This window comes from Sorangium sp. So ce836 (assembly GCF_028553905.1).
Lineage (GTDB): Bacteria > Myxococcota_A > Polyangia > Polyangiales > Polyangiaceae > Sorangium > Sorangium cellulosum_D.
This window is the reverse complement of the sequence record NZ_CP102233.1, coordinates 6,683,292-6,699,551: the sequence shown is the minus strand read 5'-3', so window position 1 is coordinate 6,699,551 and position 16,260 is coordinate 6,683,292. Positions and strand designations below refer to the sequence as shown.

At 72.8% G+C, this 16,260-nt stretch carries 14 protein-coding genes; 8 read left to right on the top strand and 6 right to left on the bottom strand.

The genetic code is table 11. From position 1 onward, the window contains the following. The first annotated feature begins 92 nt into the window (after nt 1-92). Complete coding sequence (locus NQZ70_RS24330) at nt 93-1,649, top strand: pre-peptidase C-terminal domain-containing protein (protein ID WP_129576329.1); 1,557 nt, start codon at nt 93-95, stop codon at nt 1,647-1,649. Nucleotides 1,650-1,779: 130 nt separating this feature from the next. Here NQZ70_RS24330 and NQZ70_RS24325 read toward each other — a convergent pair whose 3' ends face one another. Further along, a complete protein-coding gene (locus NQZ70_RS24325; protein ID WP_129576328.1) occupies nt 1,780-2,562 on the bottom strand; it encodes a hypothetical protein in 783 nt (260 codons plus the stop codon). A 401-nt stretch (nt 2,563-2,963) separates the two neighbouring features. Between NQZ70_RS24325 and NQZ70_RS24320 the strand changes: the two genes are divergently transcribed. Then, entirely contained in the window at nt 2,964-4,079 is a 1,116-nt protein-coding gene (locus NQZ70_RS24320) for a DUF1566 domain-containing protein (RefSeq protein ID WP_129576327.1), read from the top strand. An 83-nt stretch (nt 4,080-4,162) separates the two neighbouring features. On the opposite strand, the gene NQZ70_RS24315 is transcribed toward NQZ70_RS24320, so the two are convergent. Further along, entirely contained in the window at nt 4,163-5,041 is an 879-nt protein-coding gene (locus tag NQZ70_RS24315) for a class I SAM-dependent methyltransferase (RefSeq protein WP_165374134.1), read from the bottom strand. A gap of 99 nt (nt 5,042-5,140) precedes the next feature. After that, complete coding sequence (locus tag NQZ70_RS24310; protein WP_129576326.1) at nt 5,141-6,766, bottom strand: serine/threonine-protein kinase; 1,626 nt, start codon at nt 6,764-6,766, stop codon at nt 5,141-5,143. Nucleotides 6,767-7,051: 285 nt separating this feature from the next. On the opposite strand from NQZ70_RS24310, the gene NQZ70_RS24305 reads away from it, so the two are divergent. Next, complete coding sequence (locus tag NQZ70_RS24305) at nt 7,052-7,864, top strand: SDR family oxidoreductase (protein ID WP_129576325.1); 813 nt, start codon at nt 7,052-7,054, stop codon at nt 7,862-7,864. 231 nt (nt 7,865-8,095) lie between these two features. Here NQZ70_RS24305 and NQZ70_RS24300 read toward each other — a convergent pair whose 3' ends face one another. Beyond that, entirely contained in the window at nt 8,096-10,492 is a 2,397-nt protein-coding gene (locus NQZ70_RS24300) for a DEAD/DEAH box helicase (protein WP_129576324.1), read from the bottom strand. Between the two features lie 532 nt (nt 10,493-11,024). Between NQZ70_RS24300 and NQZ70_RS24295 the strand changes: the two genes are divergently transcribed. The 5 genes from NQZ70_RS24295 to NQZ70_RS24275 all read left to right on the top strand — a co-directional run bounded on the left by NQZ70_RS24295 (nt 11,025) and on the right by NQZ70_RS24275 (nt 14,579). Then, nucleotides 11,025-11,378 (top strand): DUF4398 domain-containing protein, encoded by a 354-nt coding sequence (locus NQZ70_RS24295; RefSeq protein ID WP_165374133.1) that lies wholly within the window; start codon nt 11,025-11,027, stop codon nt 11,376-11,378. 26 nt (nt 11,379-11,404) lie between these two features. Then, complete coding sequence (locus NQZ70_RS24290; RefSeq protein ID WP_237245568.1) at nt 11,405-11,893, top strand: DUF4398 domain-containing protein; 489 nt, start codon at nt 11,405-11,407, stop codon at nt 11,891-11,893. 76 nt (nt 11,894-11,969) lie between these two features. Next, nucleotides 11,970-12,653: a signal peptidase II gene (gene lspA / locus NQZ70_RS24285; protein ID WP_129576323.1), complete on the top strand. Its 684-nt coding sequence runs from the start codon at nt 11,970-11,972 to the stop codon at nt 12,651-12,653. Nucleotides 12,654-12,873: 220 nt separating this feature from the next. After that, nucleotides 12,874-13,638 carry a signal peptidase II gene (gene lspA, locus NQZ70_RS24280; protein WP_129576322.1) on the top strand — a complete coding sequence of 255 codons (765 nt, stop codon included), beginning with the start codon at nt 12,874-12,876 and terminating at the stop codon, nt 13,636-13,638. Nucleotides 13,639-13,640: 2 nt separating this feature from the next. Beyond that, nucleotides 13,641-14,579: a prolipoprotein diacylglyceryl transferase gene (locus tag NQZ70_RS24275; RefSeq protein WP_129576321.1), complete on the top strand. Its 939-nt coding sequence runs from the start codon at nt 13,641-13,643 to the stop codon at nt 14,577-14,579. Between the two features lie 113 nt (nt 14,580-14,692). On the opposite strand, the gene tatC is transcribed toward NQZ70_RS24275, so the two are convergent. Together tatC and tatB are read right to left on the bottom strand one after the other, a co-directional pair. Further along, the gene (gene tatC, locus NQZ70_RS24270; protein ID WP_129576320.1) at nt 14,693-15,580 is read right to left on the bottom strand and encodes a twin-arginine translocase subunit TatC; all 888 of its coding nucleotides are present in this window, start codon (nt 15,578-15,580) and stop codon (nt 14,693-14,695) included. After that, entirely contained in the window at nt 15,577-16,248 is a 672-nt protein-coding gene (gene tatB / locus NQZ70_RS24265; RefSeq protein WP_129576319.1) for a Sec-independent protein translocase protein TatB, read from the bottom strand. Before tatB ends, tatC begins: the two co-directional genes overlap by 4 nt. Between the last annotated feature and the right edge of the window lie 12 nt (nt 16,249-16,260).

Sequence of the window (16,260 nt, the reverse complement as noted above, 5' to 3'; positions counted from 1 at the left end):
CTATCCGACTGCGGGTCAAATCGGGTTAAGGCATTTGGGTCTCATCGAGTTCGCGTGGACAGCGTGATTCGCCTCCCCGAAAGGAGCTTCAAATGCATCCTGCAAAGCCGCACCAGAGCAATGTGGTCACCCGTAAGCTCGCCGTGGTGATCGCTGGTTTGACCGCTGCTGCGGCCGGTTGCTCGGCAGACGTCGGCGACGGTAGCACCGAGGCAGTCGGCACCAATCAGTTGGGATTTGACGACTTCGAGCGGACCGTCTTCCGCGAGGCTGACACTGGCATCTACATTGTTAACGGGGACACGCCTGTCGTAGATATCAAGCATCTGCGCGAGTTCTGGGAGACGCATGTGCGCGATGGTGCGCTGATCGTCAACCAGTCCGGGGGCAGCGATATTGTCTGGACGACGGAGCAGCGGCGCAATCTCACCTACTGCGTGAGCACGAGATTCGGGGGCAACTACGAGTCCGTCGTCGCCGCGATGGCGTCGGCCGTGGAGGCGTGGGAGGAGGTCGCGGACGTCGACTTCATCCACGTGGAGTCTGCCGACTCGAACTGCACGTCGAGCACCAGCAGCGTCCTGTTCGACGTGAACCCCGTGAACGCGGGCGGCCAGTACCTGGCGCGCGCCTTCTTCCCCGGCCAGTCGCGGTCGTCGCGGAACGTCCTGATCGACAGGACCGCTCACAACAGCGCCCAGCCCGATCTCACGGGCATCCTCCGCCACGAGCTGGGTCACACCCTCGGCTTCCGCCACGAGCACACCCGTCCTGAGTCCGGCGCCTGCTTCGAGGACAACAACTGGCGCGCCCTCACCTCGTACGACGGAGCGTCCGTCATGCACTATCCCCAGTGCAACGGCACCGGCGACAGGACGCTCAACCTCACGGCGAAGGACATCGCAGGCGTTCAATCGCTCTACGGCGCTCCCGAAGGAGGCGGCGGAGGCGGTGGCGGCGGCGGCGGCGGTGGCGGCGGCGGCGGCGGCGGCGGCGGTGGCGGCGGGGTGCCGACCAGCGAGACGTTCAGCGGCCGCGTCGCCCGAGGCGCGTTCGACGCGGTCGGGCCCGCCGACGGGATCGAGGTCGTGCCCGGGACGACCCTCACCGTGGCCATGACCGGGACCGGAGACCCCGATCTCTACGTGAAATTCGGCGACGCGCCGACGGCGCGCTCGTTCGATTGCCGGCCGTACCTCAGCGACGCGAACGAGACCTGCACGCTCGAGGTGCCGGAAGGCGAGACGAGGGCCTTCATCAAGGTGCACGGCTACACGGCGGCGAACTACCAGATCGAGGTGAGCTACTCCGCGCCGGGGGCGCCGGACGCGCCGGAAGGCGGCGGCACCGAGACGTCCACGAGCTTCGAGGGCAGCATCTCGCGGCGCGAGACGGCATCCCACGGGCCGATCGCGGTCGTCCCGGGCACGACCTTCCGGGCCGTGATGAGCGGCACCGGGGATCCCGATCTCTACGTGCGGTTCGGCGAGCAGCCGACGCTGAGCGCCTACGACTGCCGCCCTTACCTCGACGGCGCGGACGAGACGTGCGAGCTGACGGTCCCCGACGGCGCGTCGGAGGCCTTCCTCCTCGTGCAGGGATACTCGGACAGCACGTACACGGTGAACGTCGACTACACGACCCCGTGAAGCGGCGGAGAGGATCCGGGAGGTAACGGCGATCCGTCTCGCGGAGAGACACCGAGGACAGCGGGCGCTCGTCCTCGGTGTCTTCCGCGATCGCGGCGCGAGCGCGGCCCCGGATCGCCCGCGGGCGGGCTCACCCGGAGCGCCAGGGAGCGGCGGCGGCGCTCCCCCCCGCCTCGCAGGCCGTCGCCGACGCGGCGGCGCCGAGCGGGAGGGAGGTGATGAACTCGTCATCTGCCGACAGCGCCGCGTCGCCGAGCACCACGAACGTGTCGTGGCCGTCCTCGATGACCAGCTGATCGCTCAGGACGGCGTGGCTCTCGGCGGTCCCCTCGTCGAACATGCGGACGCTCGGCGCCGCGAGCGCCGCGCGCCGGGCGACCCACGCCGCGACCGGCGTCACGATCGAGCCCACCGGCGCATAGATGGTGGCCTCTCCGGTCGGGATCCGGACGAAGCCGGACGCGCGGCCGGCCCGGCGGAGCAGCGCTGCGCCGTGCTGCGGATCGAGGATCATCCGCTTCACCACGCCGGCGGCGTCGCCGAGGGAGACGTCGGCATAGACGAGGCGGCCCGAGGGGTCGAGCTCGGCATACTCGCGGAGAACGCCGCCGGCCGGGAGCGCGCCCCCCGCCGCGGGCCCGTGGCCGGCGTCGGCGGGCGTCAGGCGGGTCTCGCTCGAGAGCGTCTCCGATCCATCCGGCCGGATCGCCCGCTCGACCCGGCTCTGCGCGCCGGCGCTGCCGAAGAACGTGTAAACCTTCGTCTCGGCCCGCTCGATCGATTCGCCCGGGAGGCAGGCCGCTGCCCCTCGAGCGACCCGATCCCCGACCGAGCTTGTCGCGCCGTCGCTACAGCCCACGAGCTGGCTGCCCGTGAGCGCGACCGCGAACAAAAGGGAGGTGCGTGTGCTCATACCCACTGTTCGCCGCAGCCTCCTGTTTATTTCATGCTCGCTCCGGTTTTCGCGGCTGCCGGTTCCGGGCGGACGGAGCGCGCGGCGAAAGCGTGCGGCGCGCGGCGAAAGCATGCGACGCGTGACAAGAGCGCGCGGCGAGCGGCAAGAGCTCGGCGAGCGGCAAGAGCGCGGTGGCGGCGCGTGGGGGAGCGCGGCGAAGGCCTGTGGGGAAGCGCGCGGCAGGGGCGCCGCGAACGCGCGTGGGCTCGCGGTGCAGGGGAAATTCGCGATGAAAGCGCGGCGCGCGGGCCGCCGATGAGGCCCTGCGGCGCGGGCTCGCCTGCGAGGAAATCGACCTCTGCGCCCCGGTGAATGGTAGGCTGCAGGCCCGGATCCCTCCCGGACGCCGCCGCTCGCCCATGCCGAACGAGACCCCTCACGCCCATCGCTCCCTCCGGCTGCTGGCCGCGCTGCTCGTGGAGCTCGTCGCGCTCGCCGGCTGCGTTGGAGAGCCCTTTCAGATCGGTTACGGCTCCGGGACCGGAGGAGGGACCGGCGGAAGCGGCGGGAGCGAGCCGATGGGCGGCGGCGGGAGCGAGCCGATGGGCGGCGGCGGCGCCGGGGGAGGGACCGGCGGAGGGCCGCCCATCGTCGAGGTGACGTGGCCGGACTCGCCGACGAGACGCTGCTCCGACGGAACGACCGTGCTCGAGGCGTGCCCGGCACCGTCGGAGCCCTTCTTCGGACAGGACGGCAACTACGAGATCGCCGTTCCCTCCTACACAGAAGACGACGGCACCGTGAACGACTCGGTGACCGGGCTCACGTGGGAAAAGGTGACGGAGAGCGGGACGTTCACGCTGCAGGGCGCGCTCCAGCACTGCGAGACGCTCAGCGCCGATCAGGTCGGCGGCATCGCGAAGTGGCGCCTGCCAACGCGGCGCGAGCTCGTCTCCATCCTGGATTTCGGCCACGCCACGGCGTTTCCGGACATCTTCTTCACGAGCACCCAGGACAGCTTCTACTGGTCCGCGACCGACGTCGCCGACGACGACAGCTTCGCGTGGGGCGTGCTCGCCGCCGACGCGTCCGTGGGGTTCTTCCAGAAGGACATGTCCGGCGCGCGAGCGCTGTGCGTCGGGGGCGAGGGCGGGATGGAGCCGCCCGATCTGTCGTTCGGCGAGGAGTGGGTGCTCGATGGGCGGACGGGGCTCGTCTGGCAGCGCCACGCCTCCCTGACCCGCTTCATCTGGAACGGCGCGCTCGCCCACTGCGAGGAGCTCACGCTGGCCGGCAAGGGCGACTGGCGGCTGCCGAGCGCGAAGGAGCTGCTCTCGATCGTCGACGATCGACGTACCGGGCCGGCGATCGACCCGGAGGCCTTCCCGGGGGCGCCGTCCGACGTCTTCTGGTCGTCGACGCCCGCCATCGGCAGCGCCGACAAGGCGATCCTCGTCAACTTCACGAACGGCACATCGCAGGACCACTCGGTCCGCGATCGGCGGCTCACGCGCTGCGTCCGCTCCGACAGGTGAGCGCCGCCCGAGCCGCGCGCTCCCTGCCGTGATGCCCGCCGCTCCCGAGCCGCGGACCGGGCTGACCCGCCGTCCGCCGCGGCTCAGCCGCCGGGCTTGACGAACTTCAGGACGAAGCGGTCGCTCATGCCGCGCTTGTCGCCCGCCACCATGGGCGAGGCGTTCCAGTCGCGCGTGTCGCCGGGCGTCCGGAGGAAGCTCGCCTCGGCCGCGAGCCGGAAGCCGGCCTGCTCGATCTCCTGCCGCACGACCTTCTCCTCGATCCGGTGGAGCGTCTTCACCTCGGTGACGCCCGTCGCGTCGCGCCCCGCGTGATCGATGATCGCGTACACGCCGCCGGGCTTGAGCGCGCGGAAGATGGCGCGGTTCATCGCGGCCCGGTCCACCTCCATCCACACGGCGTCGTGATAGAAGAGGACGAGGAACACGGCGTCGAGATCCCGCGCCTCGGGCGGCAACGGGTCGTCGAGCTCGCGGTCGACCCGGACCACCGGTTTCATCACGGGCTTCTTGAGCCGCTCGCTCCACGGCTTCTCGGCGAAGCGCTCGAGGACGAAGCGGTTGTTCTGCCCGTAGACGGCCCCGCTCGGGCCGACCGCCCGCGACAGGAGCTCGGCCGTGTACCCGCCCCCGGCCATGAGCTCCGCGACCTTCATCCCCGGCTGGATGCCGAAGAAGGCGAGCGTCTCCGCGGGCTTCCGGCCAGCGTCGAGCGCCTTGTCGGCGTCCGCGCGGTCGGCGGCCTCCACGACGGCGCGCAGGGCCGCGGGCACCTCGACCGAGGTGACCTGGGACGGCGCGGAGGCGGCAGCGTCGGTCGGGGCGGGGGCCGTCGCGGTCGGTGCCGCATCGGGCGAGGCGGCCGGCGCGGCGGGAGGAGCGGACGGTGCCGCAGGAGGCGCGGAGGCGCACCCGGTGAGCGCGGCGAGGGCGAAGGCGAGGAGGGCGCGATGACGTTGCACGCCGCGCTGCTAGCCGAGCGGGCTGAGCGCCGCAAGCGGCTCGGGCTGCGGGCGGTCGGCGAGCGGCTGAGCGCCGCAAGCGGCTCGGGCTGCGGGCGGTCAGCGCAGGGTGGCTGCGGGCGTCGCGTCCGTGGGGGCGCCCGCGGCGGGCGTCGCGCCTGCGGCGGGCGTCGCGCCTGCGGCGGGCGTCGCACCCGCGGCGGGCGTCGCGCCCGTGGAGGCGCCCGCCGCGGGCGCTGCCTCGGCCGTGGAGCTCGCCGGCGGCGTCGCCCTTCGCAGGGGCAGGAGCGCCGCGTGCACCGCGGGGGCGAGCCGCGGCTGCGCCACGGCCGCGGCGCGCTGCGCGGCCGCGCTCAGCCGGCCCTCGCCGACGCGCACGCTGGCGACGGCGATCCCGGCCAGCGCGGCGCAGGCGATCGCCACCGCGAGCAGGCGCTGCCGCGTCGCCCCGGCCGCCGGGAGCGCCGCGCTCGGCACCGACGCCGGCCGGAGCTCGTCCCGCGGCCGCTGCGAGGGGATCCCCGGCCTCACGGACGGGGCCAGGAGCGGATCGAGCGAGCTCTCGTCGCCGGAGGCCGGCGCCACCGCGTGGAATCCGCCGCTCAGCGGGGCGCTCGACGGCTCCGGCAGCGCCGCGCCGTTCGCGTCGAGCGGCTCGGCGTCGCCGCCGAGCGCCTGCGACGGACCGCTGAGCCGCCGCGTCACGCGCAGGGTGAAGGGGCTGTCCTCGTCGGCGCGCGCCAGCTCGCCCCCTTCCAGGTCGTCGTCGCCGTCCGGGCGCTCGGACGCGGGGTGGCCCGCCGGGCGCGGCTCGGACGGCTCCTTCAGCGCCGCGCCCACGAGCGCCGCGAGATCCTCCGGCGCGCCGATCTCGTGGCCGGCCTCGCGGAGCGCCTCAATGGCCTCCAGCATGGCGCGCGCGTCGGGGAAGCGGTCCTCCCGTCGGGGCGCGAGCGCGCGCGCGAGGAGCGCCTCGAGGGCGGGGCTCACCTCGGGGCGCAGCTCGCTCGCCCGCAGCATCTGCCCCTCGCGCGCCGCGGCCATGCGCGTGGCGGCGCTGGTCCCGGAGAACGGCCGCGTGCCGGTGAGCATCTGGAAGAGCACCACCCCGAGCGCGAACAGGTCGGCGCGGGCGTCGACCCGCTCCCCGTCGAACTGCTCGGGCGGCATGTAGGTCGGCTTTCCGACGAGATCGCGCCTGGCCGCGTCGCCCGCCTCGCCCCGCGTGGCGATCGCCACGCCGAAGTCCGCGATCTTCACCGCGCCGGCCAGCGAGATGAGCACGTTCCCCGGGCTCACGTCGCGGTGCACCATCAGCCGCCCCTCGGCGGCCGAGCGCTCGTGCGCATAGCCGAGCCCCTTGAGCACCTCGGACGCGACGAAGAGCGCGACCGGCACCGGGACAGACTCCCCGCGCGCCCAGATCCATCGGCAGAGCCGGCCGAGGTCCGTTCCGGACACGAGCTCGAGCACGAGGTAGAAGTCGCCCGCCTCGTCGACGCCGAAGTCGAGCACCTCATCGATGTTGGGGTGCTTGAGGCGGGTCATCATGCTCGCCTCGGCGATGAAGAGCTGCTTGAGATCGTCGCTGCCGGCGTGCATCGGGACGATTCGCTTGATGGCGACCGGGATCTCCTCGCCATCCGGCCCGAGCGCGGCCGCGCGGAACACCTCGCCCATCCCGCCGCGCGCCACCCGCGGTCCGATGGCGTAACGCCCCAGCACAGACCCCCTCGATGGCACGCTCTCCACGGTGCCCGACTGTAAATGGCACCGAGGGGCCGGGTAAAGGGGCGACCGCGCTCGACCATCCTGGATGCCGGGGTCGATTGCACAAATCGACTCGCGGCGTTCCCGCGCGGCCGAAGCCCGGCTGTCACGAGGCGGCGCGGCGGCACGTCCACGACGAATCCACGGCTGCCCGGTGAGCTCGCGCAGGGCCGACGTGCGCCGCGGGGCGCGGTGGATGTCGCTGGATCTGCGCCGGTCTGGTACAAGTCCGCTCAGGACATGATGCACGCTGCCCTGAACGATTCGACTCCGGTTGTCTTCATCACCGGCGCTTCCGCTGGCTTCGGCGCGGCGATCGCCCGTCGCTTCGCGGGCCTGGGCGCTCGGCTGATCCTGGCGGCGCGCCGTTACGAGCGCCTGGAGGCGCTCGCGGCCGAGCTCACGGGCGGCGGGGCGGGCTCGTCGTCCGGGGGTGGGCGGGCGGCCGCGGTCCACCTCGTCCGGCTGGACGTCCGGGATCGGGGCGCGGTGGATCGGGCGATCGCGGAGCTCCCGCCGGAGCTGTCCGAGGTGTCGGTGCTGGTCAACAACGCGGGCGGCGCGCTCGGCCTCTCGCCGGCGCACGCGGCGGATCTCGAGGACTGGGAGCAGATGGTCGACACGAACATCAAGGGGCTGCTCTACTGCACGCGGGCGCTCTTGCCCGGGATGGTGGCGCGCGACCGGGGGCACATCATCAACATCGGCTCGGTGGCCGCCGAGACGCCGTATCCCGGGAGCAACGTCTACGGCGCGTGCAAGGCGTTCGTCGCGCAGTTCTCGCTGAACCTGCGCGCGGATCTCCTCGGCAGCCGGGTGCGCGTCACCGACATCGAGCCCGGCATGGCCGAGACGGAGTTCTCGGTGGTGCGCTTCAAGGGCGACGAGGAGAGGGCCGCCTCCGTGTACCAGGGGGTGAAGCCGCTCTCGGCCGAGGACGTGGCCGAGGCCGTGGTCTGGTGCGCGACGCTCCCGGAGCACGTCAACGTGAACCGGCTGGAGCTGATGCCCGTCATGCAGGCGTTCGCCGGCTTCGCCGTGAAGCGAGCCTAGAGCGGCGCTCGCCCGCTTCGGAGACGGGCCCATCTCGGCGTTTTCGGTGCTCGGCGTACCGGAGTACGCCTGTGCGCCGAAAACGCCGATCTGGACCCGTCTCCTGTGCGGGCGAGCGCCGCTCTGCCCGCGTCGACCCAGGGAGTAGGGGATTCCTCAAGGACGGGGAGAGAGCTCCGAGATCGCTTGTCTCGGTGACTTGGCGGTTCAATCTCGTCTCGCTCCGGTGCCTCACGCCTGGTGGAGCAAGATCTGGAGGAGCCCGAGCGCCGCGCGCCTGCGCTTGCCGTCGACGGCCTCCGTCGCGCCGACGCACAGCGGGCAGCCGGTCTGGTCGCAGCCGCACCCCGCGATGAGCTGCCGCGTGCGCGCGAGGAGCTCGTCGCGCTGCTCGTAGATGCGCTCGGACAGGCCGACGCCGCCGGGCACGTTGTCGAACAGGAACAGCGTCGGATCGAAGACCCCGGCCCGCTCGCCGCCGGGCGGGACGTCCGGCGCCCGCGCCTCGCTCCCGTCCTCGAGCGTCTGGCCGATGTCCCGCGGATCGCACATGAGCGAGAGCGTCGCGACCGTCTCCAGCGCCCGCGCGATCCCGCGCAGGCCGTCGATCGCGGTCGCGCGGCCGAGGCCGAGCTCCTCGCAGAGCGCCTCGGGCACGGTGAGCCAGAACGAGGTCGTGTGCATCTGGATGTCGGGCAGCCGCACGTCGCCATACCCCGTGTTCTCGTGCGTGTAGAACTTGATCTTCTTGTAGCCAACCACCTTCTCCACGATGCTCACCTCGCCGAACGCGGCGGTCGCCCGGCCGAGCGGGGCGTTCGCGCTCTCGTCGAGGATGCTCACCTTTCGATGGGTGAGCGCGGTCGTGAAATAGTCGGGGACCACCTTCGTCACGAACGCCTTGTGGTTCTCGTAGTCGAGCCGCTCGACCTGATACTGCTCGCCGTCGTGCTGGTAGATGGCCTGTTCGTGCAGCATCGTGGGCGCGGCGCGCCAGTCGAGCTCCGCGAGCGTCTTGCCGAGCGCCTTGTCGATGATGACGAAGTTGTCCCAGCCCACCGAGCGCAGGCTCACGTGGTTCGCCGGATAGGCGTCGGTCGCCCAGTGAAAGCGATCGTTCGACTCGTGGACGACCCCGTTGTCCTGGAGGAAGCGGAGCGCCGCGACGGTGTCGTCCGCCGGCATCGCCGCGTAGGACTCCCCCTTGAGGAACGGCAGCTCGAACGCCGCGCACTTGAGGTGCTGCACCAGGATCTCGGTGTTGTGAGGATCGATCCGGGCCGACTCGGCCCCGCGCTCGAGCAGGTAGCTCGGGTTCCTCGCGAGGTACTGGTCGAGCGCCGCGCTCGTCGCGCACAGGACGGCGATGCTCGTCTTGCCGCGCCGGCCCGCGCGGCCGAAGCGCTGCCACGTCTCCGCGACCGACCCGGGATAGCCGGCGCAGATCACCGCGTCGAGCTCGCCGATGTCGATGCCGAGCTCGAGCGCGTTCGTGGCCACGACGCAGAGGATCTCGCCCTCGCGGAGCCCCCGCTCGACCCGGCGGCGCGTCTCCGGGAGGTAGCCGCCGCGGTACGCCATGATCGCGTCCTCCGCCCCGATCTCCTTGCCGACGCCCTCGCGCAGGTACTTCAGCATGATCTCGACCGAGTTGCGCGACTGGCCGAACACGAGCGTCGGCACGCGGGCCCGCGCGAGATCCCCGGCGAGGCGGACCGCGCTCTTCAGGGTGCTGGCGCGCACCCCGAGCTCCGCGTTCACGACGGGCGGGTTGTATAAGAAGAAGCGCCGCGGCCCGCGCGGGGCGCCCGACTCGTCGATGAGCTCGAGCTCGTCCTCGGCGATGCCCAGGAGGCGCGCGGCGTGCGCCCGCGGGTTGCCGATGGTCGCCGTCGCGCAGAGGAACGTCGGGCTCGAGCCGTGGAAGGCGGCGACGCGGCGCAGCCGGGCGAGCACGTGGGCGACGTGCGAGCCGAACACGCCGCGGTAGGTGTGGAGCTCGTCGAGCACGACGTAGCGCAGGCGCTGGAACGTCCGCGCCCAGTGCGCGTGGTGCGGCAGGATCCCCGCGTGCAGCATGTCGGGGTTGGTCATGACGATGGGGCTGCGCTCGCGCGCCGCCCGCCGCGCGTCGCCCGGCGTGTCCCCGTCGTAGACGATGGCCGGGATCGTGAGCCCCGCCTCGCGGATGAGCGCGTGCAGCCCGGCCTCCTGGTCCCGGGCGAGCGCCTTGGTCGGGTACAGGTAGATCGCGCTGCCGCCCTGGCCCGACGCGGCGCCCTCCGCCAGGGCGTCGAGCACCGGGAGGTGGAAGCAGAGGCTCTTGCCGCTCGCCGTGGGTGTCGCGACGACCACGTGCCGCCCGGCCTGCGCGGCCTCCGCCGCGCCGCGCGCCGCGCGGGCCGCCGCGAAGGCCCGGGCCTGGTGGTCGTAGAGCCGCGAGATGCCGCGCCGCTCCAGGGCGCCGCGCAGCGCCGGCGAGAGCGCCTCGGGCATCGGCGCGGTGCGCGCATCGGCCGGCGGCAGCTCGCGATCCGCGGTGAAACAAGGGCGAACGTAGCCCGACGCGAGCCACGACGCGATGACGGTCTCGACGCCGGTCTCGATCTTCCAGGGGGGCGACGGCATGACGCCGGCATACTAAACAGATGCGCCGTGTCGCTCAACCGGATCGGGCGCAGGTGGGCGCGATGGGGAGATCTGTGGGAAGGTGCCGCACCCGATCCGGGCGGGCGGCGCGCCGGATTGGCGCGGGGGAGGGCGGCGGCGGGCAGGGCAGGCGCGCGTACAGGGGAGCGGGGAGCGCTCGTGTCCTCGAGCGAGCTCGGAGCTCGGCGGCCCTGCCGCCGTGGAGGCGCTGCTCGCGAGGCGCGCGGCGGCGCCGGCGAATGGCTCGTTTGCGCGCAACGGTTGGGAAGCGCGGATACGGCGCGTGAGCCGACGTCTCAGCGCGCTCGGCGATCCTGCTGCACCGACGGACGCCGGGCGGCGCGCCGCGCGGGGGCGCTCAGGCAGAGCCCCACCGCGGGCAGGCCTGGTGTGCTGGTTGCCTGGGGAAGAGCCGACCGGCGACGGAGATCCGGCGTCGAGATCCACATCGCTCTTTGACCCGCCAGCTCCGGGCGATCGCTCGTCCGGGGCCGGCCACGAGGTGTCGCACATGAGAAAGGCAGTGATCCTGACGCTCCTCGGCGCGTCGGCGGCGGGGTGCGCCGCGCGCACGGCGACGTTCGGCGAGCGGGTCGTCGCCTCGGAGGAGATGATCCGGGCCGCCGAGGAGGTCGGCGCCGACGAGGTCGCGCTGGCGGACGTCCACCTGCGCCTCGCCAGGGAGCAGGTGGAGCGAGCGAGGCGGCTGTCGGCCGAGGGCGTGGCCGATCGGGCGCGGCGCATGCTCCTGCGCGCGCAGGCGGACGCGGAGCTCGCCATGGCCCTCGCGCGCGAGGCGCGGGCCCAGGCGCGCGCGCGCGAGGCGGTCGGCGAGGTCGGATCCATCCAGGAGCGGCTCCGGTAGGGGCTCGCGGGAGGAGGCGCGGAACCATGCGATGCAACCCGAGGATGGCGGCCACGACGGTGGCCATGCTGCTCCTCGGCGGCCTCTTGGGGTGCGCGAGCGCCCCGCTGCCGCCGAAGGAGCTCATCAGCGCGCGGGAGAGCTACGCGCGCGCCCGAGCGGGCGCGGCGGCGGAGCTCGCGGCCGCGGACCTGGAGGGCGCCGGCGAGGTGCTGGAGCGCGCGGAGCGCGCGTTCGCCGCGGGGAGGGAGTTCGCCGAGGCGAGGGATCTCGCGTACCTCGCGGATCGTCGGGCGCAGCTGGCCGACGCGCTCGGGCGCACGGCGGCCGCGGAGCGGCAGCGGGGCGCGGCCCTCCAAGCGTACGCCGAGGTGCAGCTCGCGCTGCGGAGGAAGCGGGCGCCGCCGGGCGACGCGGCAGAGCCGTTCGAGCCGGGCACGCCGCCGAAGCCGCAGACGGCGCCCGCCCGGGCGCGCGCCCCGGAGCGCTCGCTGACGATCCTGAACGGGCGGTGAACCGCGTCCGCCGCGCGGCGCCCTGCCCGCTCCGGGCCGTTTGCTCCGCGCGGCGCCATCGCGTAGAAGCGAGGTGATGTCCTCTGGCGCACCGCAGGCGTCGCCCGCTGCACTCCTCCCGGACGAGCTCCCCCGAGGCGAGCGCGCCTCGCTCGCCTTCCTGGCCGTCGTGTCGCTCGTCTCGTGCGCCGCCGATCTGGCGACGAAGGCGTGGGCGCACGCGCGGCTCGCCGGATTCGACCCGAAGCGGTCGGGCCCGAAGATCTTCACGGTCATCCCGGACCACCTGGATTTCATCTTCGCGCAGAACCCGGGCGGCGCCTGGAGCTTCCTCCGCAGCCTCCCGGACGGCCTGCGGCGGCCGTTCTTCCTGTTCGTCTCCGCCGCGGCGATCGTCTTCATCGTCTCGATCTACCGCCGCGTGCACAAGAACCAGGCCGCGATGAAGTGGGGGCTGGCGCTGGCGCTCGGCGGCGCGATGGGCAACCTGGTCGACCGGATCCGCTACGGCTGGGTCATCGACTTCATCGACGTGTACGTGATCCGCGGCGGTCAGGAGTTTCACTGGCCGACGTTCAACGTCGCCGACATCGCCATCGTCGCCGGCGTCATCCTCATGTCCACGGACATGATCGCCTCCGCCCGCAACGCGAGCGCTCCCTCGTCGGATCCGAGCGGCGCGGCCGGCAGCCCGGCGGGCGGCGACGCCGCCCCTCCGCTATCGACGGAAGCGCCTCCGCCCGCCCCGCCGGCCGGCTGAAGGGCCGAAGCCGCCGGCGCGTGGCGTGCGGCGCGGCGCGTGGCGCGCAGCGCGGCGCGTGGCGCGCGGCGACAGCGCGGCTGCGCGCACACGCCCGACGGGCACGGCATGGCGACGCGCGAGACGGGCGAGGGCGCACGGGGGCAGACGGGCGAGACGGCGCGCCCGGAGGGAAGCCTTTGCCGGAGAGCTCGGTTTGTCGTAGAGGAACGCGCTCCGCATGACTGAAGACGCCACGCCGCGAGATGCTGCCGTGAAGACCGAGGGTGCCGATGCGGAGCCGGACCGCGCCGCGCCCGTGAAGGCGCCCGAAGGCGCGCCCCTGGCCGCCGGCGAGCGCGACCCCGAGGGGCGCGGCCCGTCGCTGGAGGAGGACGCCGACGACGTCGTCGCGCCGGCGAAGCCCACCTACCGGCCGTCGTACGTGTTCCTGCTCGTCGTGTCGGCCGTCACGCTGGCCGCCGATCTCGGCACGAAGTGGTGGGCCAAGGACCGGCTGGAGCCGCGGGCGCTCGCGGACCTCGCCGAGGCGCCCCGGCCGCTCGCGCTCCGGAAGATCGAGGTCATCAAGGACCACCTGAACCTGATCTTCGCGAAGAACCACGGCGGGGCCTGGGGCATCCTGGGCGACGAGAGCGAGGCGATCCGCCGTCCGTTCTTCCTCCTTGTCTCGCTCGCCGCGATCGTCTTCATCGTCTCGCTGTACCGCAAGCTCCACCCTTCGCAGATCGCGCTCAGGTGGGGGCTGCCACTGGTGCTCGGCGGCGCGCTCGGGAACCTCGTCGATCGGATCCGTTACGGGTACGTCATCGACTTCATCCAGGTGCGGTTCACGCCGACGTTCGTGTGGCCGACGTTCAACGTGGCCGACATCGCGATCGTCGTGGGCGTCGGGCTGATGGCGATCGACATGTTCTCCCCTCAGCGCCCCGAGCTCGCGAGGAAGCCCTCCGGGGCGACCGGGGCGAAGGCGTCGGCGGGCTGACCATGCGGCCCGAGCTGTTCCGCCTGCTCGACGTCGCGTTCCCCGCCTACTTCCTGCTGCTGCTGACCGGCTTCCTCTTCGCGACTGCGATCGGCGCCCTGTGGGCGCGGCGCATCGGCGAGGATCCGGACGTGATCGTCGACCTGGGGCTCGCCTGCCTCCTGGCCGGCGTCGTCGGCGGCCGGCTCCTCCACGTCATCGCCGACGGATACTTCTGGGATTACGTGCACCTGTGCACCGATCCGTCGCTGGTCGACTGGAAGGTCGAGCAGGCGCTGTGCGAGCCGCGGTACCACGGCGTCTGGGACGCCGCGAAGGGGGTCTGCCACCCGACCGAGCGCGATTGCCTCGCGTGGGCGAAGTTCTGGGCGGGCGGCCTGACGTACTACGGCGGCTTCATCGGCGCGTCGGCGATGGCGTACTGGCTGCTGAAGCGCGATCGGTTCCCGTTCTGGAAGGCGGCGGACATGGCGGGCTTCGCCGTCCCGCTGGGCCTCGGGTTCGGGCGGATGGGCTGCCTGCTCGCCGGCTGCTGCTTCGGCCAGCGCACCGACGGGGCGCTCGGGCTCTCGTTCCCGCCGAACAGCCCCGCGAGCGAGGCGCAGTTCAAGCTGCACGAGCTCGCGAGCGCGCGGCTGCCGTCGCACCCCGTGCACCCGACGCAGATCTACGAGTCGGCCATGTCGTTCGCCATCGCGGCGATCTGCCTGCTCTACGTGCACGGGCGGAAGCGGTACGACGGGCAGGTCTTCGCGACGTTCCTCGGCCTCTACGCGCTCGGGCGCTTCACGCTCGAGTTCGCGCGCGCCGACGACCGCGGCGGCCTCCTCGGCCTGTCCACGTCGCAGCTCATCGGGGTCGCGGTGATCGGCGCCGCGATCGCGATCCACGTGGCGCGGAGCCGGAAGACGGCGCCCCCGGCGATCGCGCCCGCGGCCTGAGCCGCGGCCCTGACGGCGCGCGGCATGCGCCGTCAGCCGACCCGTTCGTCACCCTGGGACACCGACGAGGCGCGGAGGCGGGGCTGCCTGCGATGTCCGCGCCGCGCCCGACGTCACCCCTCGGAGACTTCCTTCTGCTTGCGCTTCTTGTACGCGGCGCGCTGGTCGTCCGTCGGCGGCTTGCCGAAGACGTACGCGAGCCCGATCGAGAGCACGTAGAGGAGGCACATCGGCACGGCCATGACGAGCTGGCTGGTGATGTCCGGCGGCGTCAGGATGGCCGCAAGGACGAAGGCGGCGAACACGAACCAGCGGCCGAACAGGATGAGCTGCAGGTAGTTGACGATGCCCGCGATCGAGAGAAACAGCACGATGAGCGGGATCTCGAAGATGATCCCGAAGCCGAGCAGGAGCTGGGCAACGAAGTCCAGGTAGTCGCCCATCATCACCGTCGGCGTGATCGTCACCCCGCCGCCGTCGAGCGTGCCGGCCATGCTGAGGAAGTAGCCGAAGGAGATCGGGAAGGCCGCGCGCCAGCCGAACAGGCCGCCGCCCACGAACAGGATCGTCGAGAACAGGACGAACGGGATGACGTACCGCTTCTCGCGGGCGTAGAGGCCCGGCGCGACGAACGCCCACAGCTGGTAGAAGATGAACGGCGAGGCCAGCGCCGCGCCGCCGATCATCGACAGCTTGAAGTAAGCGACGAACGCGGCCGCGGGCGCGCCGAAGTGGAGCGAGGGGTTGCCCGGCAGGTTCTGCTCCCGCCACGCATCCACGAACGGGATGGTCAGGTAGTGCAGGAGCTTCTCGCGCACCTCCCACCCGGCGATGCAGGCCGCAAAGAAGACGAGGATGCTCCGGACGAGCCGCTTCCGCAGCTCGTCGAGGTGCTCCCAGAACGACATCGGCTTGTCTTCGTTGGGGTCGTCCTCCGCGCCGCTGGACGCGCCGGCCGCCCCCGGGGAACCGCTCTTCGCCGCCGCCTGCTCCTGGCTCATGACGCCGCTCCGTTCCCCGTCGCTGCGGTCTCCTGCGCCGCCGCGGTCTCCTGTGCCGCCGCGGTCTCCTGCGCCGCCGCGGACCCTGCCGTGCTCGCCGCGCCCTGCGGCGCTGCCGCGGCCGCCGGCGCCGCCGTGCTCGCCGCGCCTTCCGCGCCCGCAGCGCCGCTCGCAGCGGCGCCTCCGCCCTCCGCCGGCGCAGCGGCGGCTTCGCCCTCCGCCGCGTCCGCCGGCTTGGGCGCTTCGTCGATCTCGGCGCCGTAGGCGTCGCAGCCGAGGACCGGGTACTCGCGCTCGCGGAGCGGCGGCACGTTCTGCGGCGGCGGCGGCACGTCCGGCGGCGGCGGGGGCTCGGGCTCCGGCGGCCTCACGCGCGGCGTCGCCGAGACGACCGTGCCGATGGTGCCGGCGTCGATGACGGGCTTCACCAGCGTCTCGATCACGTTGACCCGCGAGAGCGCGCGGAGCTCGCGGAGCTCGCGCTCCAGGCCCTCCTGGCGGATCAGGTCGTCGATGCCGCTCTGCGTCCGGAGCTCGGTGGTCATGCGGCGGATCTTGGCGATCCAGCTCCCCGCCGTCCGCATCATCGCGGGCAACCGTCGTGGGCCGACCACGATGATGCCCACGATGACGAGCACCATTACCTCGCCGAAGCTGAAGCCGAACACGGGCGCAAGCTA